Raw genomic sequence first — 21949 nt, 5'->3', positions numbered from 1 at the left:
GGCGTTCGCTATCATGGCCGGCCCGACAAGACAAGTTTGCAAAAGACGCCGGTTGCCTTGCAGCTACTCGTCCTTGAGGCGGCGCCAGGGAGAACCCGGTCCGCGCGTATGGTCGTCGGCCCGCGAATAGTCGCCGTCGTCGAGATCGATGGTCTTGCCGCGTTGCCTTGCCCGCAAACCACTGCTGAAATCGGTTGCCAGCACGATGCGGCCTTTCAGCATCCGCCAGGCAAGATCGCGCACCGGCGGCAGGAACAGCAGAAGGCCGAAAATATCCGAGATGAAGCCGGGGATGATCAAAAGGATCGCTGCCAGCACGATCATGGCGCCATGCGCAAGCTGGCCGCTCGGATCACGCCCGGCATCCATTTCGGCACGGACCCTGGCCATGACGCCAAAACCCTGGTGTCGAAGGAGCAAGGCGCCGGCGACACTCGAGGCCAGCACCAAGCCGACTGTCGCCAGCGCGCCGACCTGGCGGCCGACAATAACGAAACCGGCTATCTCCAGCAGCGGAAGCGCCAGAATGAACAGGGGAAGCAGCGAGATACGCAAATCTTGACCGATCGTTTTCGATGTTTTGCCGGCCGGCGAGCAATCGCCGCTGGCACCAGAGCTGTTAGATAGGTATGGCTGCCTTTGATTTGAATGATTGCGCCATGCGTTCTATATGCTTTGGATACTGAACGCTATGTGATCGCGGCCCTTGCTTGGCCGCTGGTCCGGCCAAAGCAGGGATTGATCGGCGCAAGATATGGGCTTCTTCGACTTCGGCACGATTTTCTTTCTGATTGCGGCGGTGGTGATCTTCTTCCAGCTGCGCAACGTGCTTGGCCGACGCACGGGCAACGAGCGCCCACCCTTCGATCCATATACGGCAGCGCGCAAAAACGACAAGGATGCCGCCCAGAAACCCGAGAACGTGGTTTCGCTGCCGCGCAAGCGGCTGGCGGGAGAGCCGGCGGCCGACACCTATGCGGCGATCGACGCCTTTGCCAAGCCCGACACCGATCTCAACCGGGGCCTGCGGGCGATCAAGGACAATGATCCGACCTTCGACCCGAAGACCTTCGTCGACGGCGCCAAGATGGCCTACGAGATGATCGTCATGGCCTACGCCGATGGCGACCGTAAAACGCTGAAGAACCTTTTGTCGCGCGAGGTCTATGACGGCTTCGTCGCGGCCATCGGCGACCGTGAGGCGAAAGCCGAAAAGATCCAGTCCTCCTTCGTCGGCATCGACAAGGCCGACATCGTTTCGGCCGAGATGAAGGGCAGCGAGGCGCACATCACGCTGCGCATCGTCAGCGAACTGATTTCGGCGACCCGCGACAAGGCCGGCGCCGTCATCGACGGCGATCCCGAAACCGTCGCCGAGGTCAAGGATGTCTGGACCTTCGCTCGTGACGCGCGCTCGCGCGATCCGAACTGGAAGCTCGTCGCCACCGAAGAAGAAGACTGAACTGGACGGCGGCGGAGGCTGTCGTGTCGCTTTCTCGAGCCTTCAGCGAAAAATCCTTTGGCGAATTGCCGGGCTGGGGCGAGGACGACCATCTCCCTGCCTTTGAGGCCTTTCGCCGCTCGGCCTTTCATGTCCTGACCAAACCCTACCGCTCCGGCGCGCTCGGCGTCGATTACAATGGCTTTGCCGATGCCTATGCCGAAGCGCGCACCGTTTCGCCGGCGAATCGGTTGCAGGCCCGAAGCTTTTTCGAGCGCCATTTCGTGCCGGCCCGTATCGATGCCGAAGATGGTGCTCCCGGCCTGGTCACCGGCTTTTATGAGCCGGAGGTCGAAGCCTCGCCGGTACGCACGCAACGGTTTTCGGTGCCGTTGCTGTCGCGCCCGGCCGATCTTGTCGACGTCGACGACGGCAATCGTCCTTCAGGCTTGGATCCTTATCTCGCCTTTGCTCGTGCGACGCCGAACGGCCCGGTCGAATATTTCGACCGCGGCGAGATCGAGTGCGGCGTGCTTGCCGGAAAAAGGCTGGAAATTGCCTGGCTCGCCGACAAGGTCGACGCCTTCTTCATTCACGTGCAGGGCGCGGCGCGGCTCAAGATGACCGACGGCAGGCTTCGCCGCATCACCTATGCCGCCAAATCCGGCCAGCGCTTTACCGGACCGGGCCAGATCCTGAGCGAGGAAGGCGAGATCCCGCTGGAGAAAGTGACGATGCAGTCGATCCGTGCCTGGTTCAAGGCGCATCCGGAACGCGTCGACGAGATCCTTTGGCGCAACCGCTCCTACATCTTCTTCCGCGAGATGGGCGTCGACGACCCAGAGCTCGGCCCGATCGCTGCCGCCAAGGTGGCGCTGACACCCGGCCGCTCGATCGCCGTCGACCGGCTGCTGCACACGTTCGGCACGCCCTTCCATATCGATGCGCCGTCGCTGACCGCTTTCGACGGAAAACCGTTCCGGCGGCTGATGATCGCGCAGGACACCGGCTCGGCGATCACCGGGCCGGCCCGCGGCGATCTGTTTGCCGGGTCGGGCGATGCGGCCGGCGAGATCGCCGGCGTTATCCGCAACGCCGCCGATTTTTATGCGCTGATCCCCCGGGCGCTGGTTTCAGGAGCAGGCCGATGACCCGGCGCATCGACAGGCTGAGCGAGGACGACCGGGTGCTGTGGAACCTGGTGGCGCGCACGGCAAAGCCGCTGAAGGGCAAAACCGCCGTCGAAATTCCAGACGTCGGGCCGGAGATCGACGAGACCAGGCAGGCGCCGCCGCCGGCACAGGTCGCGGGCAATGCTGCCACGGCCGCAAAGCCGAAGGCGCAGCATGTCTCCCACGCACTCGACGAACCGACGCTGGACAAGCTGTCGAAGGGCCGGCTGCCGATCGAGGGCCGCGTCGACCTGCATGGCCTGACCCAGGACGAAGCCTATTCGCTGCTGTTTTCCTTCCTGTGCCGGGCGCATGCCGGCGGCATCCGCTACGTCCTTGTGATCACCGGCAAGGGTTCCTCGTCGGGCGGTGATGGCGTCTTGCGGCGCGCCGTACCGTCATGGCTGTCGACACCCGCCTTCCGGCCCCTCGTCTCCAGCCACGACCATGCCGCCCGCAAACATGGCGGCTCGGGTGCGCTCTATATCCGCTTGCGGCGGGCGCGCTCATGAGGACACGCCCATGAGGGACGCACCTATGAGGATGCACCCATGAAGGTGCGCTTGTGACCCCGTTCGGCGAAAAGCTTCGCGTGCTGCGAAACGAGCGCGGCGTCAGCCAGAAGGACATGGCCAAGGCGATCGGCGTCAGCGCAGCCTATCTCTCGGCGCTGGAACACGGCCGCCGCGGTGCGCCGAGCTGGACGCTGATCCAGAAGATCATCGGCTATTTCAACATCATTTGGGATGACGCCGAGGAACTGGCGCGGCTGGCCGAAACCTCGCATCCGCGCGTCAAGCTCGACACGTCGGGCCTTAGCCCGGCGGCGACCGAGCTTGCCAATCTCCTGGCCGACAACATTGAAAAGCTCGACGAAGCCGAGCTTCGCCGCATCATTGCGTCGATCCGCGCCGCGCTGGCACGGCCGAAATGAGCTGCCTTGTTACTGGACCGAGCCGACCAGAACCTGCTGGCCGCCGCGGATCGAGACCCAGCGGCCGGTATTGTCAATCGCCTGCCGCTTGAGGAAACGATAGCCGGTCTGGTCCCAGGAACGGACCTGGTCGGTCAGATTGTCAAGGATGTAGTCGCCCTTGTCGGTGCGCACCGTCAGCACGGCGTGGCCTTCGCCATCCGGCTTGCGCACGACGGTCATAAGCAGATCGGAAAACGAGACGCCCAGCCGGTTCAGCTCACGGCGCTTTTCCAGGACATAGTCCTCGCAATCGCCGACGCCCTTGTCGGGATAGGCCCAGACCTCGTCCTTGCCGTAGATGTCGAAGTCGCTCTCCGGCTTGACGGCGGCGTTAACCCTTGCCGTGACGCTGAGCAGCTTGCGCCACAGCGAGCCGGTCAGGCTGGCGGGCGACAGATCCTTCGGGCGGATCGTGCATTCGGACGCGTAGCTCTTGCAGAAATCATAATGGCCGATCGGCTGCGAGGTCGGGCCACCTGTTATCATCGGGCTGGCTGCCGAGGCCGAACCGGCCCAACCTGCCGCCACAGTAAGTCCGGCCAGCGCGCACAGGCGCAGCGTTCTCGCCATTGGTGAGGAAATCATTGTCCCCGCTTGTCCCTTGTTATTAACGAAACGTTAAGGGGTATTTACAGTCCGTGTCAATTATGAGGATGGATTGATTTTGCGGCATGGTTACCCGCGTGGCGCCAACGCGACTATTGTGCAACAGCTCGGATGGACTACACCGGTTCCAACCGGTAATTTTAGCGTTGGCCGACCTGATGCGAGGTCGCGGGCGCGGCATCATCGCTGGTCGCCTATTTCTTGCCGGTCCGGACCAGTTTCGGCTTCACCGCAACGCGGTTCTGACGGCCATAGCTGGTAATGAAATCAACGATGCGCGGCACGATTTCGGAGCGGAAGCGCGAGCCGTTGAACACACCATAATGGCCGACCGCCGGCTGCATGTAATGGGCGTGCCTGTCGGCCGGGATGTTGATGCACAGGTCGTGCGCCGCCTTGGTCTGGCCGAGTCCGGAGATGTCGTCGTTCTCGCCCTCGACCGTGAACAGGGCGACATTGCGGATCGCCGAAGGGTCGACCGCCACGCCGCGATGCGTCATTTTGCCCTTGGGCAAGGCCTGGCGGACAAACACGGTGTCGACGGTCTGCAGGTAGAATTCCGCCGTCAGATCCATCACCGCCAGATATTCGTCGTAGAACTCGCGGTGCTTCTCGGCATTGTCGCCGTCATGCTTCACCAGATGCATGAAGAAGTCCTTGTGGGCGATGATGTGGCGGTCGAGGTTCATGCTCATGAACCCCGAAAGCTGCAGGAAGCCAGGATAGACCTCGCGGCCGAAGCCCGGCACCGGCCAGGGCGCGCGCATGATGACGTTGTCGCGGAACCAGTCGATGCCCTTTTCCTGCGCCAGCAGATTGACCGCCGTCGGATTGCGGCGCGTGTCGATCGGCCCGCCCATCAGCGTCATCGTCGAGGGCACGAACGGATCGCCCTTGGCTTCCATCAGTGCCGCCGCCGCCAGCACCGGCACCGAAGGCTGGCACACCGCCATCACATGGGTGTCGGGGCCCAGCGCATGCAGCATGTCGACGATGTAGTCGATATAGTCGTCAAGATCGAAGCTGCCGTCGGCCAGCGGCACCATGCGGGCGTCGACCCAGTCGGTGATATGCACGTCGGCATAGGGCAGCATCGCCTCCACCGTGCCGCGCAGCAGCGTCGCGTAGTGGCCCGACATCGGCGCGACGATCAACAGCTTCGGATCCGGCCGGCGCCCAGCCGGAACCGCGCGCTCGAAACGGACCAGGTTGCAGAACGGCCGCGACCAGACGGTGCGTTCGCTGACCTCGACGGTTTTCCAGTCGACCACGGTTTTGGTCAGGCCGAATTGCGGCTTGCCGTAGCGGCGCGTCGTGCGCTCGAACAGTTCGGCCGTTGCCGCAACCGAGCGGCCCCAGGACGTGTGTGAGACCGGATTGAGCGGATTGGAGTAGAACAGGCGCACCGCATCGGCATAGAGGCGCGCCGGCTGCAAGGCGGCGTGGTTCAGTTCGTAGAGCTGGTAGAACATCGAGAACCCCGCTGCCGACTGCGATCGAAGGGCCGACGAGCAGCGCCGAGCCTTGAATGCCTTGCGGGGAAGTTAGCAACAATCTGCTGCGATGCAATACGTCAACTTGCGTGATTTATCCTCGTTCTTTCGTCCAAGGCGTTGAGAATCCGCCTGGAACGGCAACAGCCGGCTCAATGTGCACCTGCGAAGGCCTGGCAAGCAGCACGGCTATTGGGGACGAGCGTCGGAGGCGGTGTCCGGCCGTGGCGGCCGTTAGACCCGTGCCATGCAGACAGCGGTGTGGCCCGAGCTGATGAAGCCAAGCTGGCTGGCGGCGCCCTTCGACAGATCGAGCATCCGGCCCCTGATAAACGGGCCGCGGTCGTTGATACGCACGACGACGCTGCGGCCATTGTTGCGGTTGGTCACCTTCAGCTTGGTGCCGAACGGCAGGCTGCGATGCGCTGCGGTCAGCGCCGACGGGTTCATGCGTTCACCGGAAGCGGTTCTGGAATGCAGTGAGTACCAGGAGGCACGGCCGCACTGCGCGGCGGCGCTGGCAGTGGATGCGCCGACCATCAGGCCAGCCGCGATCATGGCCGCGACGAGCGCGGTCCGGTTGCTTTTGTTCATGTGTTGGGGACTGGCTCCGTTGACAGACCCGCGGCGGTTAGGGGCGAATGAGGCAGCAAATGCGGCAATGATCTGTCGGTTCCATGGCAATGTTACACGTTTGGAGTCGGCGCGAAACAATTTGTCAGAGATTTGCCGCAGAGCGGCACAGCTTCCTTGATGATCTTTGCACCGATCTCCGCATGTCTTGCGCAGGATCAGAGGTTAGCATCTAAGTAGAAGTTGGCGTGACCGAACCGCTTCTTTTCGCTCTTCCACCGGTACGAGGGCACGGCTGGCGATCGACTTTGAAAAGGAGTTTGCAACGATGAGATTGATCAAAAATCTGCTGGCCTTGATTGTGCTCGCCATCGGCGTGCTGTGGTCATTGCAAGGCATCGGTTGGGTCCAGGGCAGCTTCATGACCGGCCAGTCGCAATGGCTGTATGCCGGCATCGTCACCGCGCTGGTTGGCTTGGCGGGGCTGGCCTGGGCGAACCGCTCGCGCGTTTGAGCAGGGGTCGATCCTCAGGCATTCGCCGGAGCAGCACAAGCGGACCCGTGGCGGCCGCTCACCGCGACCAGTATTGCCAGCCCCAGTAGAAACTTTCGTCGCGCGGTGGCAGGCGGTTGCGCTCCGCGTCCAGATGCACCGGCGTCGGCGTTTTGCGTTCGCCGTCAGGCGGCTGTTTGTCTCCGGCCTTGATCAGGCGGAGCCAATGGCCGAAATGCGCAAACAGTACAGCGGTGGAATGGGGCATCGTCACGTCTCCGGTCCGGTTACTCCCGCCCCGCCCACGGGACGAGCACCCGCTCGATCCTGCGGATGATGAATTCGAGCACGAAGGCAATGGCCGCGATCACCAGGATGCCCATCACCGCCACGTCGGTGACGAGGAACTGGGCAGCGGACTGGATCATGAAGCCAAGCCCACGCGTCGCGGCCACCAGCTCGGCGGCGACAAGCGTCGACCAGCCGGCGCCAAGCGCGATGCGCAGACCGGTCAGGATCGAGGGCAGCGCGCTGGGTAGGATCACCTGCCTGATCACTTGGCGCCGCGTGGCGCCAAGTGAGCGCGCTGCATTGATGCGGTCCTTCGATACGCCGCGAACACCCGATGCCGTCGACAGCGCAACTGGCGCCAGCATGGCAATGGCAATCACCAGGATCTTGGACGGCTCGCCAATGCCGAACCAGATAATGATCAGCGGCAGATAGGCGAGCGGCGGGATCGGCCGCAGGAATTCGAGCAGCGGATCGAAGATGCCGCGCCCGATCGTGCTGACGCCGATCGCCAGCCCGATGGGAACGCCGACGAAAACGGCCGCGATCAGCGCTGCAAACACCCGCCACAGGCTGGCGGCAATATGCTGGGCGAGCGTCGCGTCGACAAAGCCGTCACGGGCGACGACGACAAATTTGTTCCAGACTGCCACGGGCGACGGCAGGAAAACCGGCGACACCAATTGCAGGCGGGCCGATACCGTCCACGCCGCCAGCACCACCAGAATGGTGATTGCGCTGACCATGCGGGCCGAAACGCGGCTGCGTCTCGGCGGCGGCCGCGACCATGGCACCGACAGTGCGTCGGCTCCGTCGTCGATATTGGAGCGCTGCGGCCGCTCGGTGTAGGAGGAAATGGTCACGCCGCCTCTCCTTCGAAGATCGCGTCGGTCAGTTCGCTGCGCGCCGCCACAAACGCGGGATCGGCCTTGATGCTGCGAATGGCCTCGCCGGCTGCATAGCGCCGGCTGAAGCCGGTCTCGAAGCTCCACACCACCCGGCCAGGGCCGGGAGCGAGCACAATGATACGGGTGGCAAGAACCAGCGCTTCGTCGATGCCGTGCGTGACCATCAGCACGCCGACCTGGCTTGCCGTCCACAGATCGAGCAGCGTCGTCTGCATGCGTTCCCGGGTCAGCGCATCGAGTGCGCCCAGCGGCTCGTCGAGCAGCAGGAATTGCGGTTCGGCCGCCAGCGCCCGGGCCAGGCCGACGCGCTGGCGCATGCCGCCGGAAAGCTCCCAGATGCGCTTGTCGCCGGCGCCGTCGAGTTTCACCAGCGCCAGAAGGTCGTCGGCAGTCCGCGCCCGTTCGGCGGCCCTGACACCGCGCAGCCTGAGCGCAAAGGCGACATTTTCCCGCGCGGTCAGCCACGGAAACAGCGCGTCGTTCTGGAACACGACGGCGCGGTCAGAACCTGGCGCCGTGATCGGCCTGCCGCCAATCGTGGCGCGTCCGCGCACAGGCTCGACCAGGCCCGCAGCGACGTTGAGCAACGAGGTCTTGCCGCAGCCTGAGCGGCCGACCAGGACAACGAAGTCATCCTTGGCGATCTCAATCGACACATTTTCGACCGCCGGCGCCGGCTGACCGTCATAGTGGACCGAGACCTTGTCGAGCACGAGATGCGTCATGGGAACCTCGCCGATATTCCGAATCTGTCTGCCCCGAAGCCGCTCCTCGCAAGCGGTTCGGGGCAGGGAGCACGCGGCGTCAGGGAAGGAGAACCGCGCGCGTTGGCGTCAGTTCGAGGCAAGCGCTTCGCTGACATATTTCGACGACACGTATTTCGAATAATCCGGCAGCACGGCGTCAATCTTGCCCTGCTCCTTGAGGAAGGCCGATGTCGCCTCGACCGCCTTGACCGTGCCGCCACCGAGGAACTTGTCCGAGGCTTGCTCCTCGAGCGTCGGGAAGACATAGCCCCTCAATAGTTGCGGCACGTCCTCCAGCTTGGCCCCGGTGATCGTGGCGATCTTCGCCGCTTGCGGCGACGTCACCGACCAGACGTCCGGCTTGGCCAGGAACTCGGCATAGGCCGCGCCCGTCACTTTGACGAAGTCGCGCACCGCTTCCGGGTTCCTTTCGGCGAAGTCGGTGCGCACGATCCAGGCGTCGAAGGTCGGCGCGCCCCAGGCGGCGACCTGCGAGGAATCCAGCACGACCTTGCCCGAAGTCTTGATCTGGCCGAGTGCCGGATCCCAGACATAGGCGGCGTCGATGTCGCCGCGCGCCCATGCCGCCGCGATCTCCGGCGGCCGCAGATTGAGAATATCGACCGACTTCGGGTCGACACCCTCATGCTTCAGCGCGGCAAGCAGGCTGTAATGCGTCGTCGAAACGAAGGGCACCGCCACCTTCTTGCCGGCAAGGTCGGCGGCCTTCTCGATGCCGGCGCCGTTGCGGGCGACAAGGGCTTCGGATTCGCCGATCAGCCCGACAATGAAGATTGTCTGGATGGGAAGCTCGTGGCTCGCCGCCGCCGCCAGCGGGCTCGAGCCGACATAACCGATGTCGACCGAACCGGAAGCGATCGCCGCGATCACGTCGGCGCCGGAATCGAATTTCCGCCAGTCGATTGTCGCCTTGGTCGCGCTCTCATAGGCGCCGTCGGCCTGCGGCACCTTCGAGGGTTCGACGACCGTCTGGTAGCCGATAGTGATCTTGAGGTCCTGCGCATCGGCTGGGCCGAGAAAGGCCGCACCAGCCAAGGCCGCCGAGGACAAGAGAACGATACGTCGCGAAATGGTGGACATGAAAGGCTCCTTGAAAAACGAGAAAAACCCGGATTGCGTTTCATAGTCACCTAACTCTATCGTCCTTGTAGAGTTAAATCCTTCCAATCGGTTCGGTCTTGTTAGAAAAAGTCATCTGGCTATGGCAGTTCGCGCGCTTCTGGGTGACGGCCCGGGTGAGAACCATCATCCTTGCCCGGGAACCGCTTCCACGTCGTCCATGCGCGCAACAAGGATTTCCCGTTTTCGCCCCTGCATCGGCAAACCCGTGCTGTGAATAGCCAAGAAATTGGAAACAAGTTCCCTGTGTTCGCGGTTAAGTCTAGTATCCTTATCGACATTGAAGGATTGGAGAGGACGATGAGCGACGCCACCCTCCTTGTTGCCGCGCGCGGCATGCTTTGGCCTTCAAATTCAGGGGCAGAAGCTGCTGTCGGTATTCTCGCCAATGGGGACATTCCTGCCGCCGGCCAGTTTGGCGGTGCGCCATTGGCGGCGGCTTCTGTGCTTCCAAGAGCACAAGCCCCGGCCAAAATGGCCATTGCGGCGTGAAAACGAAGCAAAATCAACGTTTCTCGGCTTGTATATCATGTCACTAGAATTTATTTGTAGTGACAGCTTGGACGCGGCGGGGAGGCACGCCAGGCGTTTCGCAACCGGTGGCCTTGCGCCATCGCATGACAGAGAAACGTTCGGGTTATGCTCACGAAAAAAGGTAAATACGGCCTCAAGGCGCTCGTCCATCTGGCGCGCCTGCCGGTTGGACAGCTCGCCTTCGTCAACGACATCGCCACAGGAAACAATATTCCGAAGAAGTTCCTCGATGCCATCCTTGGCGAATTGCGCAATGCCGGTTTCGTTCAGAGCCGCAAGGGCAAGGAGGGCGGCTACCGGCTGGCACGCCCGGCGGACGAGATCAAGGTCGGCCACGTCGTGCGCGTGCTCGACGGACCGCTTGCCCCCATTCCTTGCGCCAGCCGCACCCAGTATCAGCGCTGCGAAGACTGCAACGAGGCGACATGCCAAGTCCGACACCTGATGCTGGAGGTCCGGCAGGCCATCGCCGAGGTGCTGGACCAGCGCAGCCTCGCCGAAATGCGCGACATCGCCGGCGACGAGGATTTTTCGGCGGCGTTGAAAATCCAAGCCTGAACCAATCTCTCCTGAGCCGGCGACGATCGCCAGGACAGCTGGTGTGCGCATGACCGTGCGCGCTACGCCAAGTTCGATCATCATTGTCGGTGGCGGCGCCAGCGGCGTCGTGCTTGCCGCGCATCTGCTGAAGTCGCCCAATCCCGATCTACGTGTCAGCTTGATCGAAAAACGCCCTCATTTTGGGCAAGGCATGGCCTATTCAACGCTGCTGTCGGCACATGTGCTGAATGTCAGCGCGTCGGGCATGAGCGCCTATGCCGACGATCCCGGCAATTTCTCGCGCTGGCTGCTTGAACGCGGCCTGGCAACGCCGGAACAGGCGCCGGTCTATGCGCCGCGCAGCGTCTACGCCCGCTATCTCAAGGAGCTGCTCGACGAGCTCGAGGCGCGTGAGCAGCAGACGGGCCGGCTGCGCCTGATCCGCGAGGAGAGCCTGTCGATCTCGCCGACCGCGTCAGGCGTCGAAGTGGCGCTGGCCAATGGCACCAGCGTGGTCGCGCATCTTGCCGTGCTCGCCACCGGGCATGACGAAGAGCCGGGGGCGGGGCAGGGGCATGCGATCAGGATGGGATCCGAGGCGGACACTGCGCTCGACCCCGAAGCCCGAGTCCTGGTGCTGGGCACGGGCTTGAGCATGGTCGATGCCTTCCTGTCGCTCGAGCAGCGCGGCCACCGCGGCGCGATCGTCGCGGTGTCTCGGCGCGGCCTGCTGCCTTCGCCGCATCGCAAGGGCAATCCGATCAAGCTCGACGTTGCCGACATTCCGCTCGGCACCCAGCTTTCCTATTTCGTCGGCTGGTTCCGCGACCTGATCCGGGAAAACCAGAAGGCCGGCATCGACTGGCGCGACGTCGTCGACGGTCTGAGACCCTTCAACCAGAAGATCTGGCAGAACTGGCCGTCCTCGGCCAAGCGCCGCTTCGTCGAGCACACCAAAGCCTGGTGGGACATCCACCGCCACCGCATGGCGCCTGAAGTCTACGCCCGCGTTGCCGAGGCGGTGCAAGCGGGCCGCATCCGCCTTGTCGCCGGGCGCGTCGTCGAGATCGCCGCCGGCGACGGCTTCAGCGTACAGGTCCAGTCGCGCCACACGCAGCAGCTCGAAAGCTTCGACGTCACCCGCATCTATGATTGCACAGGCATCGCCAGGGACATCTCGACCACCTCGAACAGCGTGGTGCGGTCGCTGGTCGAGCGTGGGCTGGCACGGCCGGATCCGCTGCGCCTCGGCCTCGACGTGACCGCGAACTGCGAGGTCATCGCCGGCGACGGCACGGTATCCGCCAAGATCCTCGCCGTCGGGCCACTGACGCGCGGCACCTTCTTCGAAATCGACGCCATTCCCGATATTCGCGTGCAGTGTGCGCGGCTAAGCAAGCGCTTACTCGGATGAGGCCCTTTGTCTTGACGCAATTCCGGACGCAGGACACCTGCCGCCGGGTGAAAAGATCTCGGCCACATAGCCGCGTTCGGTGAAGGCGAACCAAGGGTGCGGGAGCTCGCTCCACCAGAAGCCGACCGGCCAGCCCGTGGTGGTCGAGACAGCCGGGTTGGCGATGACGCCACACGTTTCGGCCGTCTCGCATTGACCGGATTGGTGTCGCGGGCGCTCATCTTCGTTCTCCTCCATGGATTTTGTAGCCGGCCAGGCCGTGAGCCGCGACCCTGGCCAGATGACCGGGCAAATTCTGCTTCCGTTGTCACCGTGCCTTGCCTAGCATTGGCGCATGACCCAACGCGGAAGACTGTACGGCTGTCCGGTCGAGTTCGCGCTCGACGCGCTCGGCGGCAAATGGAAGACGGTGATCCTGGCGCGGATCAAGGAACAGCCGATGCGCTATTCCGACCTGCGCCGGCTGATCCCCTCACTCTCGGACAAGATGCTGACGCAGCGCCTGGCCGAGCTTGTCGAGATCGGCTTCGTCACGCTCGAGACGTCGCCCGACGGCAAGGGGCGCTATGCCTTGACCGGGCGCGGTGAAGATCTCGCCGCCGCGCTCCAGGCGCTCTACGACTGGGGCAGCGTGCACGGCCGCGCCGAGGGCGTGCGTTTTCGCACCGACAGCGCAGCCACCACCTAGATCAATTCCGGGAAAAGCGCGGAGCGGTTTTCCGTCCGCAATTGCGTGAAGACAAAGCGATGGAGCGGTTCGGCGTTGCCGTGAAACGGTGGGTCGCGCGGCAAGCCGATTGCCCTCAACCCGCGCCGGCAAGCGCGCTGCAGAAGCTTGCGACGTCGGTGACGACGGCTTCGCCGAGGAAGCGTAGCGTCGCCATCGAGCGGTCGCGCGCTTCGCGGTTGCCGAAGCCACAGGCGTCGTCGATTACCACGGCGACAAAGCCATTGTCGGTCGCCTGGCGAACGGTCGGCTCGATGCCGATCTCCATGGCGATGCCAGCGAGCGCTATCGTGCGCACGCCGCAATCGCGCAAGGCAAAGCCGAGCGCGGTGGAATCGAAGGCCGACATCGTGAGCTTGTCGAACACCGCCTCGTCATCGCGGGGTTCCAGCTCGGGCACGATCCGCGTCGCTTCGGCGTCGCGCGGGAACCACGGCTCAACCGTGTCGGGGCTGTCGCGCCGCTGCCAGTTCATGGCGGTGCGCAGCTGCGTCGCGCCCATCCATTTGCGCGGCAGCGACAGATGGCGCGTGAACGCCACCCGCATTCCGGCCATGCGCGCCGCTTCCAGCACCGTGCCGGTGCGCTCGACGATGGTGGCGGCGCCGGCCACCTGCCGGCAGATGCCGACCTGCATGTCGTAGACCACCAGCGCCGTGCGGCGCGGATCGCACCACTCAGCCAGGCTGGCCGGGATTTCGATCCCGTCGCTCGCCCGGATCATGCCGCAGTCCGGTCCCATGGCTTGGCGATATCGACCGTCGGATCGAACAGGAATTCCAGCGGCAATGGCGCGTCGAAGGCGATGAAGTGCCATTCCAGCAGCCCGGCCTTGGACAGCGGGAAGTCCTCGGTGTATCGCCTCGCTTCCGCGACGCTGTCGAGCTCGAAGACGATGATGACGCCGCCAATATCGCCGCGCGCATAGTTCTCGCGCACGATCCCCGCCTTCCAGAGCCGCCAGACATTCGACACTTCGTCGCGCAGATAAGGCCGCAAATCGTCGAGCGTGACGCCGGGCCTGAAATTGTCATAGGCAAGAATCTTCATCGGCCGTTCCTTGCATTGCTGTTCGCCCAGCGCCGGGTAGCATGGCGGAATCGGCAGCCGCAACGAACGAGATGGTGCGTTGAAACGGCCGCACGATTGCCGTTCTGTGCCGCGCGATCCCTATGGGCGGCCGGGCGGCCGCGGGATAATTTTCGCTGAGGAGGAAAAGCGCGGTGACATCGAAAGGCTGAACCCCGAGGGCATGCACAGCAATCCGGCCTATTCGCAAGGCGTGTCGCTGCCGGCATCCGCGCGCATCGTGCTGGTCGGCGGCCAGAATGGCGTCGACGCGCAAGGCCGGATCGTCGCCAGGGACGATCTCCCTGCACAGGCCGCTCAGGCGCTTTCCAACCTGGCAAAGGTGCTCGAAGCCGGTGGGGCAGAGCCTGAAGACCTCGTCAGCTTCTCGGTCTATATCGCCGGCGACCTGGACATAGGGCCGGCCTTCGGCGCCTGGATGGCCTTCTGGGCAAACCGTGGCGCGCCGCCGATCATCAAGGTGCTGCGCGTCGCCGGCCTCGGTAATCCGGATTTTCTGATCGAGACCGAAGCCCAGGCGGCGATCGCCTGAACCCTAAGCGGGTTCTGCAAATCTTTTGCCTGCCTGCAGGCCGGCGAAGCTTTCGCGAAATTCCATTCCCCTGCTGGCGGCCGGATTGGCACGATCTATCTTCTTTCCAACTGCAAACGGCTGGAAAAGACGGTAGGTTGCCGTCTTCCAGGGCGGTTGCTCATTCTGGCAACGGAGCATCTGACATGAGCAAGCACAAGATCGTGGCACCGGACGATGCATCGTCCCGCCTGCGCCCGCCCTATGCCTCGGTTCTCGACCTGATCGGGCAGACACCGGTCGTCGAGCTGACCAAATTCGACATCGGCAAGTGCCGGCTGTTCATCAAGCTCGAAAGCCAGAATCCCGGTGGCTCGATCAAGGACCGCATCGCGCTGTCGATGATTGCCGCCGCCGAAAAACAGGGCAAACTGAAACGCGGCGGGACGATCGTGGAGGCGACCGCCGGCAATACCGGTCTTGGTCTCGCCCAGGTCGGCATCCCCAAGGGCTACCGCATCATCCTCGTCGTGCCCGACAAGATGTCGCGCGAAAAAATCCAGCATCTGCGGGCGCTCGGCGCGGAAGTGCGCATGACGCGTTCCGATGTCGGCAAGGGCCATGCCGAATATTATCAGGACATGGCCGAAAAGATCGCCGCCGAGTTGCCCGGCGCCTTCTACGCCAACCAGTTTGCCAACCCGGCCAATCCGCTGGCCCACGAAACCACGACCGGGCCGGAAATCTTTCAACAGCTCGGAGGCGATGTCGATGCGGTGGTCGTCGGCGTCGGCTCCGGCGGCACGCTGACCGGGCTTGGCCGCTATTTTGCGAAAGTCTCGCCGAAGACCGAGATGATTTTGGCCGATCCGGTCGGCTCGGTGCTGGCACCGTTGATCAAGACCGGCAAGATGGTAGAGGCCGGAAGCTGGACCGTCGAAGGCATCGGCGAGGATTTCGTGCCGCCCAATGCCGATCTGTCGCTGGTCAGGAAGGCCTATTCCATCCCCGACAAGCAGAGCATGCTTGCGGTGCGCGACCTGCTTTCGAAGGAAGGCATTCTCGCCGGCTCGTCGTCCGGTACGCTGCTTTCGGCAGCGCTTCGCTATTGCCGCGAGCAGACCGTGCCGAAGCGCGTCGTTACCTTCGTCTGCGACAGCGGCAACAAGTACCTGTCGAAAGTCTTCGACGATTTCTGGCTGGTCGAGCAGGGCCTGGCCGAGCAGGAGCAGCATGGCGATCTGCGGGACCTGGTCATGCGCACGCTCCGCACCGGCGATGTCGTGTCCGTCGGCCCGGACGAAAGCCTGCTCAACGCCTATGGCCGCATGCGCCGATCGGATGTCTCGCAGCTGCCGGTGCTGGACGAGGGCAAGCTCGTCGGCATCATCGACGAAAGCGATATCCTCGCCAAGGTCGAAGGCCCCTATGACAGCCGCTGGGACCGCTTCAAGGCCCCGGTCAGTACGGCTATGACCTCTACCCTGCACACGCTGGAAGCCAGCCAGACGCTGGACGCGTTGCTGCCGGTCTTCGATCGCAACGAGGTCGCCATCGTCTTCGATGGCGACGAATTCATCGGCCTGATAACACGCATCGACCTGATCAACCATCTGAGGCGCGCCCGATGACCGTCAAAGCCACCGTATCGGGCAAAAACCGCCTCGCCTTTTCGACGCGCACCATCCATGGCGGCCAGAGCCACGACCCGACGACGGGCGCGGTGATGGTACCGATCTATGCCACTTCGACCTACGGTCAGCAGAGCCCGGGCGTGCACAAGGGCTTTGAATATGCCCGCAGCCAGAACCCGACCCGCTTCGCCTTCGAGCGCGCGGTGGCCGACCTCGAAAGCGGCACAGCCGCCTTCGCCTTCGCTTCGGGGCTGGCGGCGATCGCAACCATTTTCGAATTGCTCGATTCAGGCGCGCATATCGTCGCGACCGACGACATCTATGGCGGCACGTTCCGGCTGCTGGAACGGGTGCGCAAGCGCTCGGCCAATTTGCAGGTCGACTTCGTCGACTTCACCGACCTTGCCGCGGTCGAGGCGGCGATCCGCCCGGAAACCAAAATGCTCTGGGTCGAGACGCCGACCAACCCGCTGCTGCGTGTCGTCGACCTCGAAGGCGTCGCAGCACTTGCCAGGCGCAAGGGCGTGATGTCGGTCGCCGACAACACTTTCTGCAGCCCCTATCTGCAGCGGCCGCTGGAGCTCGGCATCGACATCGTGGTCCATTCGACGACGAAATACCTCAACGGCCATTCCGACATGGTCGGCGGCGTCGCCGTGGTCGGCGACAACAAGGATCTCGCCGACCGGCTGAAATTCCTGCAGAACGCCATCGGCGCCATTTCAGGGCCGTTCGACAGTTTCCTGGCGCTGCGCGGACTGAAGACGCTGGCGCTGAGGATGGAGCGTCATTCGTCGAACGGCCAGAAGATCGCGCACTGGCTGGAAAGCCGTCCCGACATCCGCCGTGTCATCTATCCCGGCCTGCCCAGCCACCCGCAGCACGCCATCGCCAGGCGGCAGATGCACGCCTTCGGCGGCATGATCACGGTCGAGCTCGACCGCGACCTCGCCGGCACCAAACGCTTCCTCGAACATACGCAACTGTTCACGCTGGCCGAAAGCCTCGGCGGCGTCGAAAGCCTGATCGAGCACCCGGCGCTGATGACGCACGGCTCGATCCCGGCGAAAAAACGCGCCGAGATCGGGATTTCGGATTCGCTGGTAAGGCTGTCGGCCGGGATCGAGGACGGCGATGATCTGATTGCGGATCTGGATCAGGCGCTGGCGAGCTGAGCCGGATAGCGAGACGTCGGCGGGACCCCCTTGTGGGGGAGATGTCCGGCAGGACAGAGGGGGGCGTGAGGGATCACCGACAAGCGGCAATTGTTCTGCGTCGCACCCCCAAGCTTGCACGCTATTCCGTTGACCCAGGGCGCATCTGCCTGAATTGTAGCGTCCCGATCCTTCTGGCTCCATAAGCTATGAACAACCGACAACGCCACCAACCGACGGCAAGCGACACCCCCCTAACCTTTGCCATCCTGGTCTTCCCAGGCTTTCCGATGATGGCGTTCAGCTCGGTGATCGAGCCGCTCCGCGCCGCCAACGTGCTGGCCAAGCGGGACTGCTATCGCTGGATCATCGTCGGCGCCGCCGAAGGCCCGGTGGAGGCCTCGAACGGCGTCGTCATCCACCCCGGCTTTGCCGCCCATGACGCGCCGAAGGTCGATCGCGTCGTCGTCTGCTCGGGCGGCGATGCCGATCATCTCGTCGCGCACGATGCGGTGAGCTGGATCCGCAGGAGCCTGCGCGACGGCGCCCATATCGGTGCGGTGGCGGATGCCGCCTTCTTCCTGGCTCGGGCCGGCCTGCTCGACGGTCATGCCTGCACCTTGCACTGGACCAGCCAGGCTGCCTTCACCGAAGCGTTTCCGGATATCGAGCTGAGGCGCGATCTCTATGTCATCGACCGCAAGCTCTTCACTTCGGCCGGTGGCGTCGGCAGCCTCGACATGATGCTGGAGATCATCACCAGCGATTATGGCGCCGAACTGGCCGCCGGCGTCGCCGAATGGTTCGTGCACAGTCCGCTGCGCTCCAGCGTCGACCGCAAGCTGATGCCGCTCAGGCTGCGGACCGGCGTGCAGAACGAACTGGTGCTGTCGGCCATCGCCATCATGGAGGATGCGGTGGAGGAGGGGCTCGGCATGGCGGAACTGGCGGGGCGACTTGGTGTCTCTTCCGATAAGCTCGAACGCAATTTCCGCTCCGAACTCAGTATCTCGCCCAACGGCTATTACCGCCGCCTGCGGCTGAAGCGTGCCGCCGACCTCTTGGCGCATTCGACGCTGATGGTGCGCGACGTCGCGCTGGCCTGCGGTTTCGCCTCGATGTCGAGCTTTGCGCGGGCGTTCCGGGAGGAGCATGGGCATGCGCCGAAGGTAATGCGGAGGCATTAGGTATTTCGGATGTTGGCGGGACAGCGCCCCCCTCTGCCCTACCGGGCATCTCCCCCTCGAGGGGGAGATTGGCAGCTTCGATGCTCCGCTCCTCCTGCGACGGTGGAAATTCACGAAAGCGGCGATGACGAGCCGATCTCCCCCCTTGAGGGGGAGATGTCCGGCAGGACAGAGGGGGGCGCCGTAGAACGCTACGGAACGACTTCAAGCGGTATTTCGCACAACATCTGCGGTATCGCGCACAGCCTCTGAACGACGTATGGCTCATCTTCCCCGCTTCAGGAGGCACCCATGAGCATCGTCGTTTTTGACCCCGACAGCACCGAGGATGTCGACTTCAAGGACCGCATGCGCCATCCGGCGGCGGCGGATCCGGCCGGCGGCATGTGGCTGTCGGACACCGAGCCGTCCTTCATCGACGCCGACGCGCTGCGCAAGGGCCGGCTGGCCAGGCTGCGCGCCTGGATGCGCGAGGCCGGCTATGGCGGCGTCGTTTTGTTCGACCCCTACAACCAGCGCTACGCCACCGGCTCGCGCAACATGTTCGGCTATTTCCTGCGCAACTCGACGCGCTACTTCTTCATCCCCACCGAAGGGCCGATCGTGTTGTTCGAATATCCGCAGAGCTACCATGTCTCGATGGTGCTCGACACGATCGACGAGGCGCGTCCGTCCAAGCTGGTCTGGTCATCGGTGTCAGGCCGCGACGACGAGACCGCCGGCCCGTTCGCCGATGAGATCGCCGAATTGCTCAAGGCGCATGGCGGCGGCTCGATGAAGCTCGGCCTTGACCGCTGCAGCCATCTGCAGGCACTGGCGCTGGAAAAGCGCGGCTGCGAGGTGCGGGATTGCCAGGGCGAGATTTTGGCGGTGCGCGCGGTCAAGACGCCCGAGGAAGTAAAATGCCTGCAGGTGTCGATGGCTGGTGCCGAGGCTGCGGTCTATGCGGTGCGCGAGGCGATCAAGCCTGGCGTTTCCGAAAACGAGCTGTTCGCCATCATGTATGGTGAGGTGATCCGGCAAGGCGGCGAGTTCATCGAGACCCGGCTGCTGACCTCGGGCCAGCGCACCAATCCGTGGTTCAACGAGGCGAGCGGCCGCAAGATCAGGCCGGGCGAACTCTTGGCGCTCGATACCGATACGATCGGCTGCTACGGCTATTATTCGGACTTTTCGCGCACCTTCCGTTGCGGACCGGGCAAGCCGACGGATTATCAGAAGTCGCTCTACCGCATGGCGCACGACCAGGTTCAGCACAATATCGGGGTCGTCAAGCCGGGCATGGCGTTTCGCGAGATTGCCGAAAGGGCCTGGAAGATACCGGACCGCTTCGTCGACCAGCGTTATACCTCGGTCATGCACGGCGTCGGCATGCATGGCGAAACGCCGTTCATCGCGCATGCCATGGACTACGAGACCTATGGCCGCGACGGTGTCATCGTGCCCGGCATGGTGGTCAGCGTCGAAAGCTATATCGGCGAGAACGGCGGCCGCGAGGGCGTCAAGCTGGAAGACGAGATCCTGATCACCGAGACCGGCACCGAGCTCCTGTCGCGCTTCCCCTATGAGGATGATTTCCTTGACAGGCTTGTTTGAGTGTTGACAGGCAGTTTTGCATGAAGAGCCCGATCTCGATCAAGCGCGGCAAGGTGGCGGCGGTGTTCATCGATCTCCAGGAGGAGCATCGGCGGGACAAGCGCTATCTGGTCGAAGGCTATGGCGACATCCTCGCCAACGTCCAGCGGCTGCAGGAGGCGGCGCGGGCCAACAATGTGCCCCTTTACCACTGGGCCTATATCGTCGATCTCGCCACGGCGCTGCCGTTCCACCCGGTCGAGGCCAGCGGCAAGTCCGCGTTTTCCGACAAGGACGATCCGCTGACTGCGATCTGCGCGGAAGTGGGCCCGGCGACAGGTGAGATGATGCTGGTCAAGACCGATGCCAGCGCCTTCCGCGCGGGGCCTGCCGCCGAGCGGCTGAAGGCCGACGGCATCGAGTGGCTGGTCGTTGCCGGCGTCTGGACCGAGGCCTGCATCGATGCCACCGTCAAGGATGCGGTGGCGCTCGGGTTTCGAGTGCTGCTGGTCAAGGATGCCTGCGGCAGCGGCAGCACGGCGATGCACCAGACGGCCATCCTCAACCTTGCCAACCGGCTCTATGGCGGTGCCGTCACCACCACCGACGGCGCCTGCCGGCTGCTGGCAGGCGAGACGGTCGAAGCCTGGCAGGTCGAGGGCTCGGTGCCGCTGCGCTTCAGCTATGAAAATGCTGCCCGGCTCTACGCCGAGCTCTGAGCGGGATCGCGCAGCGATGATCACCGAGGCCGAGCGACCCGGAACGAGAGGGCGCGGAAAATACCAAACGCTGCTCGATCCGGAGCTGTGGGCCTATATCGATCGGGTCAACGAGTGGTATCCGCCCGAAATCGTCTACATGCCGATCGACAGGCAGCGGGCGGTCTATGATGCCATGTGCCGGGCGTTTCGCGAGCCCTATCCACCCGGCGTCAAGGCCAGCGACAGCGCGGTTCCTGCCGGCGACCGTGCGATCCCGGTCCGGCGTTTCCAGATGGCGGGCACGGCGCCGCAAGCGATGGTTGTCTATTATCACGGCGGCGGCTTCGTCCTTGGCGGGCTCGACAGCCATGACGACATCTGCGCCGAGATATGCGCCGGCACCGGCTTTGCCGTGCTGTCCGCCGATTACCGGCTGGCGCCCGAGCATCTGCATCCGGCCGCTTTCGACGATGCGCTGGCCGTATTCGAATGGGCGACGGCGACGGCCGGCCTGCCGATAGTGCTCTGCGGCGAAAGCGCCGGCGGCAATCTGGCCGCTGCGGTGGCACAGGCGACACGCCGCCATCCTCGCCATGCGATCGGCCAGGTGCTGATCTATCCCGAGCTCGGCGGCCCGGAACCAGTTGGCAAAGAGAGCGCCGGCTCCTGTGTCGAGCACGCCGAAGCGCCGCTGCTGACGTTGCGCGACATCGAGTTCTATCGCCAGATCCGGTCGGCGAAGGGACAGTCGCAGGACGACCCGACCTTTTCGCCGCTCAGCGACACCGACTTCTCCGGGCTGCCGCCGACGGTCATCGTCACCGCGCAATGCGACCCGCTGTCCTCGGAAGGCGAGGCCTATCGCGACCGCATCCTGGCCGCCGGCGGTCGCGCCTGGTGGCATGAGGAGCCGCGCCTCGTGCATAGCTTTCTACGCGCCCGCAAGACCGTACCGCGAGCCGGCGAAGCCTTCGGGCGCATCATTGCGGCCATCGCCGCGCTCGGCAAAGGCGACTGGCCTTACTGAGGTTGCGAAGGCCCCCT

The 21949-nt window shown here is 64.0% G+C and carries 26 protein-coding genes; 16 read left to right on the top strand and 10 right to left on the bottom strand.

The features are described from left to right. Positions 1 to 63 precede the first annotated feature (63 nt). The gene (locus NKI47_RS17175) at positions 64 to 555 is read right to left on the bottom strand and encodes an FxsA family protein (protein ID WP_023675916.1); all 492 of its coding nucleotides are present in this window, start codon (positions 553 to 555) and stop codon (positions 64 to 66) included. A gap of 199 nt (positions 556 to 754) precedes the next feature. Between NKI47_RS17175 and NKI47_RS17170 the strand changes: the two genes are divergently transcribed. The 4 genes from NKI47_RS17170 to NKI47_RS17155 are packed head-to-tail and all read left to right on the top strand — an operon-like array spanning position 755 to position 3547. Continuing rightward, positions 755 to 1462: a Tim44/TimA family putative adaptor protein gene (locus tag NKI47_RS17170; RefSeq protein WP_023675915.1), complete on the top strand. Its 708-nt coding sequence runs from the start codon at positions 755 to 757 to the stop codon at positions 1460 to 1462. 23 nt (positions 1463 to 1485) lie between these two features. Then, positions 1486 to 2592, top strand: coding sequence for a murein transglycosylase A (gene mltA / locus NKI47_RS17165; protein ID WP_023675914.1), 1107 nt, complete (start codon positions 1486 to 1488; stop codon positions 2590 to 2592). After that, positions 2589 to 3125, top strand: coding sequence for a Smr/MutS family protein (locus NKI47_RS17160; RefSeq protein WP_023675913.1), 537 nt, complete (start codon positions 2589 to 2591; stop codon positions 3123 to 3125). The genes mltA and NKI47_RS17160 overlap by 4 nt, the downstream gene beginning before the upstream one ends. Positions 3126 to 3178: 53 nt before the next feature. Beyond that, on the top strand, positions 3179 to 3547 hold the full coding sequence (locus NKI47_RS17155) for a helix-turn-helix domain-containing protein (RefSeq protein ID WP_023675912.1): 369 nt from the start codon (positions 3179 to 3181) through the stop codon (positions 3545 to 3547). 9 nt (positions 3548 to 3556) lie between these two features. On the opposite strand, the gene NKI47_RS17150 is transcribed toward NKI47_RS17155, so the two are convergent. From NKI47_RS17150 to NKI47_RS17140, 3 genes are all read right to left on the bottom strand, one after another. Next, positions 3557 to 4174, bottom strand: coding sequence for a transglutaminase-like cysteine peptidase (locus tag NKI47_RS17150; RefSeq protein ID WP_023675911.1), 618 nt, complete (start codon positions 4172 to 4174; stop codon positions 3557 to 3559). Between the two features lie 215 nt (positions 4175 to 4389). Beyond that, the gene (locus tag NKI47_RS17145; RefSeq protein ID WP_023675910.1) at positions 4390 to 5667 is read right to left on the bottom strand and encodes a polyhydroxyalkanoate depolymerase; all 1278 of its coding nucleotides are present in this window, start codon (positions 5665 to 5667) and stop codon (positions 4390 to 4392) included. 255 nt (positions 5668 to 5922) lie between these two features. Next, the gene (locus tag NKI47_RS17140) at positions 5923 to 6282 is read right to left on the bottom strand and encodes a septal ring lytic transglycosylase RlpA family protein (RefSeq protein ID WP_023675909.1); all 360 of its coding nucleotides are present in this window, start codon (positions 6280 to 6282) and stop codon (positions 5923 to 5925) included. A gap of 307 nt (positions 6283 to 6589) precedes the next feature. Between NKI47_RS17140 and NKI47_RS17135 the strand changes: the two genes are divergently transcribed. Then, positions 6590 to 6775, top strand: a complete 186-nt coding sequence (locus NKI47_RS17135; protein WP_023675908.1) for a hypothetical protein — start codon at positions 6590 to 6592, stop codon at positions 6773 to 6775. A gap of 58 nt (positions 6776 to 6833) precedes the next feature. Here the strand turns inward: NKI47_RS17135 and NKI47_RS17130 are convergent, their stop codons facing one another. The 4 genes from NKI47_RS17130 to tauA all read right to left on the bottom strand — a co-directional run bounded on the left by NKI47_RS17130 (position 6834) and on the right by tauA (position 9800). Further along, a complete protein-coding gene (locus NKI47_RS17130) occupies positions 6834 to 7022 on the bottom strand; it encodes a hypothetical protein (RefSeq protein ID WP_023675907.1) in 189 nt (62 codons plus the stop codon). A gap of 19 nt (positions 7023 to 7041) precedes the next feature. Beyond that, positions 7042 to 7908 (bottom strand): ABC transporter permease subunit, encoded by an 867-nt coding sequence (locus NKI47_RS17125; protein WP_023675906.1) that lies wholly within the window; start codon positions 7906 to 7908, stop codon positions 7042 to 7044. Further along, positions 7905 to 8678 (bottom strand): taurine ABC transporter ATP-binding protein, encoded by a 774-nt coding sequence (locus tag NKI47_RS17120; protein WP_352591888.1) that lies wholly within the window; start codon positions 8676 to 8678, stop codon positions 7905 to 7907. Before NKI47_RS17120 ends, NKI47_RS17125 begins: the two co-directional genes overlap by 4 nt. A 108-nt stretch (positions 8679 to 8786) precedes the next feature. Next, positions 8787 to 9800, bottom strand: a complete 1014-nt coding sequence (tauA, locus tag NKI47_RS17115; RefSeq protein WP_023675904.1) for a taurine ABC transporter substrate-binding protein — start codon at positions 9798 to 9800, stop codon at positions 8787 to 8789. 339 nt (positions 9801 to 10139) lie between these two features. Here tauA and NKI47_RS17110 point away from each other — a divergent pair, with 339 nt between their 5' ends. From NKI47_RS17110 to NKI47_RS17095, 4 genes are all read left to right on the top strand, one after another. Beyond that, a complete protein-coding gene (locus NKI47_RS17110) occupies positions 10140 to 10331 on the top strand; it encodes a hypothetical protein (RefSeq protein WP_156937312.1) in 192 nt (63 codons plus the stop codon). Between the two features lie 147 nt (positions 10332 to 10478). After that, the gene (locus NKI47_RS17105) at positions 10479 to 10931 is read left to right on the top strand and encodes an RrF2 family transcriptional regulator (protein ID WP_023675902.1); all 453 of its coding nucleotides are present in this window, start codon (positions 10479 to 10481) and stop codon (positions 10929 to 10931) included. A gap of 49 nt (positions 10932 to 10980) precedes the next feature. Further along, positions 10981 to 12327 carry an FAD/NAD(P)-binding protein gene (locus NKI47_RS17100; protein ID WP_023675901.1) on the top strand — a complete coding sequence of 449 codons (1347 nt, stop codon included), beginning with the start codon at positions 10981 to 10983 and terminating at the stop codon, positions 12325 to 12327. A gap of 334 nt (positions 12328 to 12661) precedes the next feature. Then, positions 12662 to 13015 (top strand): winged helix-turn-helix transcriptional regulator, encoded by a 354-nt coding sequence (locus NKI47_RS17095; RefSeq protein ID WP_023675899.1) that lies wholly within the window; start codon positions 12662 to 12664, stop codon positions 13013 to 13015. Positions 13016 to 13130: 115 nt separating this feature from the next. Here the strand turns inward: NKI47_RS17095 and NKI47_RS17090 are convergent, their stop codons facing one another. Both NKI47_RS17090 and NKI47_RS17085 read right to left on the bottom strand, forming a co-directional pair. After that, positions 13131 to 13778: a cysteine hydrolase family protein gene (locus NKI47_RS17090; RefSeq protein ID WP_031211561.1), complete on the bottom strand. Its 648-nt coding sequence runs from the start codon at positions 13776 to 13778 to the stop codon at positions 13131 to 13133. Beyond that, complete coding sequence (locus tag NKI47_RS17085) at positions 13775 to 14104, bottom strand: hypothetical protein (RefSeq protein WP_023675896.1); 330 nt, start codon at positions 14102 to 14104, stop codon at positions 13775 to 13777. Before NKI47_RS17085 ends, NKI47_RS17090 begins: the two co-directional genes overlap by 4 nt. A gap of 79 nt (positions 14105 to 14183) precedes the next feature. Between NKI47_RS17085 and NKI47_RS17080 the strand changes: the two genes are divergently transcribed. The 7 genes from NKI47_RS17080 to NKI47_RS17050 all read left to right on the top strand — a co-directional run bounded on the left by NKI47_RS17080 (position 14184) and on the right by NKI47_RS17050 (position 21932). Then, positions 14184 to 14675 (top strand): RidA family protein, encoded by a 492-nt coding sequence (locus NKI47_RS17080; protein ID WP_352591885.1) that lies wholly within the window; start codon positions 14184 to 14186, stop codon positions 14673 to 14675. A gap of 185 nt (positions 14676 to 14860) precedes the next feature. After that, positions 14861 to 16285 (top strand): pyridoxal-phosphate dependent enzyme, encoded by a 1425-nt coding sequence (locus NKI47_RS17075; RefSeq protein WP_352575409.1) that lies wholly within the window; start codon positions 14861 to 14863, stop codon positions 16283 to 16285. Beyond that, positions 16282 to 17463, top strand: coding sequence for a cystathionine gamma-synthase (locus NKI47_RS17070; protein WP_352591882.1), 1182 nt, complete (start codon positions 16282 to 16284; stop codon positions 17461 to 17463). The genes NKI47_RS17075 and NKI47_RS17070 overlap by 4 nt, the downstream gene beginning before the upstream one ends. Before the next feature lie 188 nt (positions 17464 to 17651). Further along, a complete protein-coding gene (locus tag NKI47_RS17065) occupies positions 17652 to 18629 on the top strand; it encodes a GlxA family transcriptional regulator (RefSeq protein ID WP_352591879.1) in 978 nt (325 codons plus the stop codon). Between the two features lie 291 nt (positions 18630 to 18920). Then, a complete protein-coding gene (locus NKI47_RS17060; RefSeq protein ID WP_352591876.1) occupies positions 18921 to 20225 on the top strand; it encodes a M24 family metallopeptidase in 1305 nt (434 codons plus the stop codon). A 20-nt stretch (positions 20226 to 20245) separates the two neighbouring features. Then, complete coding sequence (locus NKI47_RS17055; protein WP_352591874.1) at positions 20246 to 20923, top strand: isochorismatase family protein; 678 nt, start codon at positions 20246 to 20248, stop codon at positions 20921 to 20923. 16 nt (positions 20924 to 20939) lie between these two features. Continuing rightward, the gene (locus tag NKI47_RS17050) at positions 20940 to 21932 is read left to right on the top strand and encodes an alpha/beta hydrolase (protein ID WP_352591871.1); all 993 of its coding nucleotides are present in this window, start codon (positions 20940 to 20942) and stop codon (positions 21930 to 21932) included. Positions 21933 to 21949 lie beyond the last annotated feature (17 nt).

The sequence above is a fragment of the Mesorhizobium sp. M0633 genome (assembly GCF_040320645.1).
Classification (GTDB): Bacteria; Pseudomonadota; Alphaproteobacteria; order Rhizobiales; family Rhizobiaceae; genus Mesorhizobium.
This window is presented reverse-complemented; position numbering and strand designations above follow the sequence as displayed.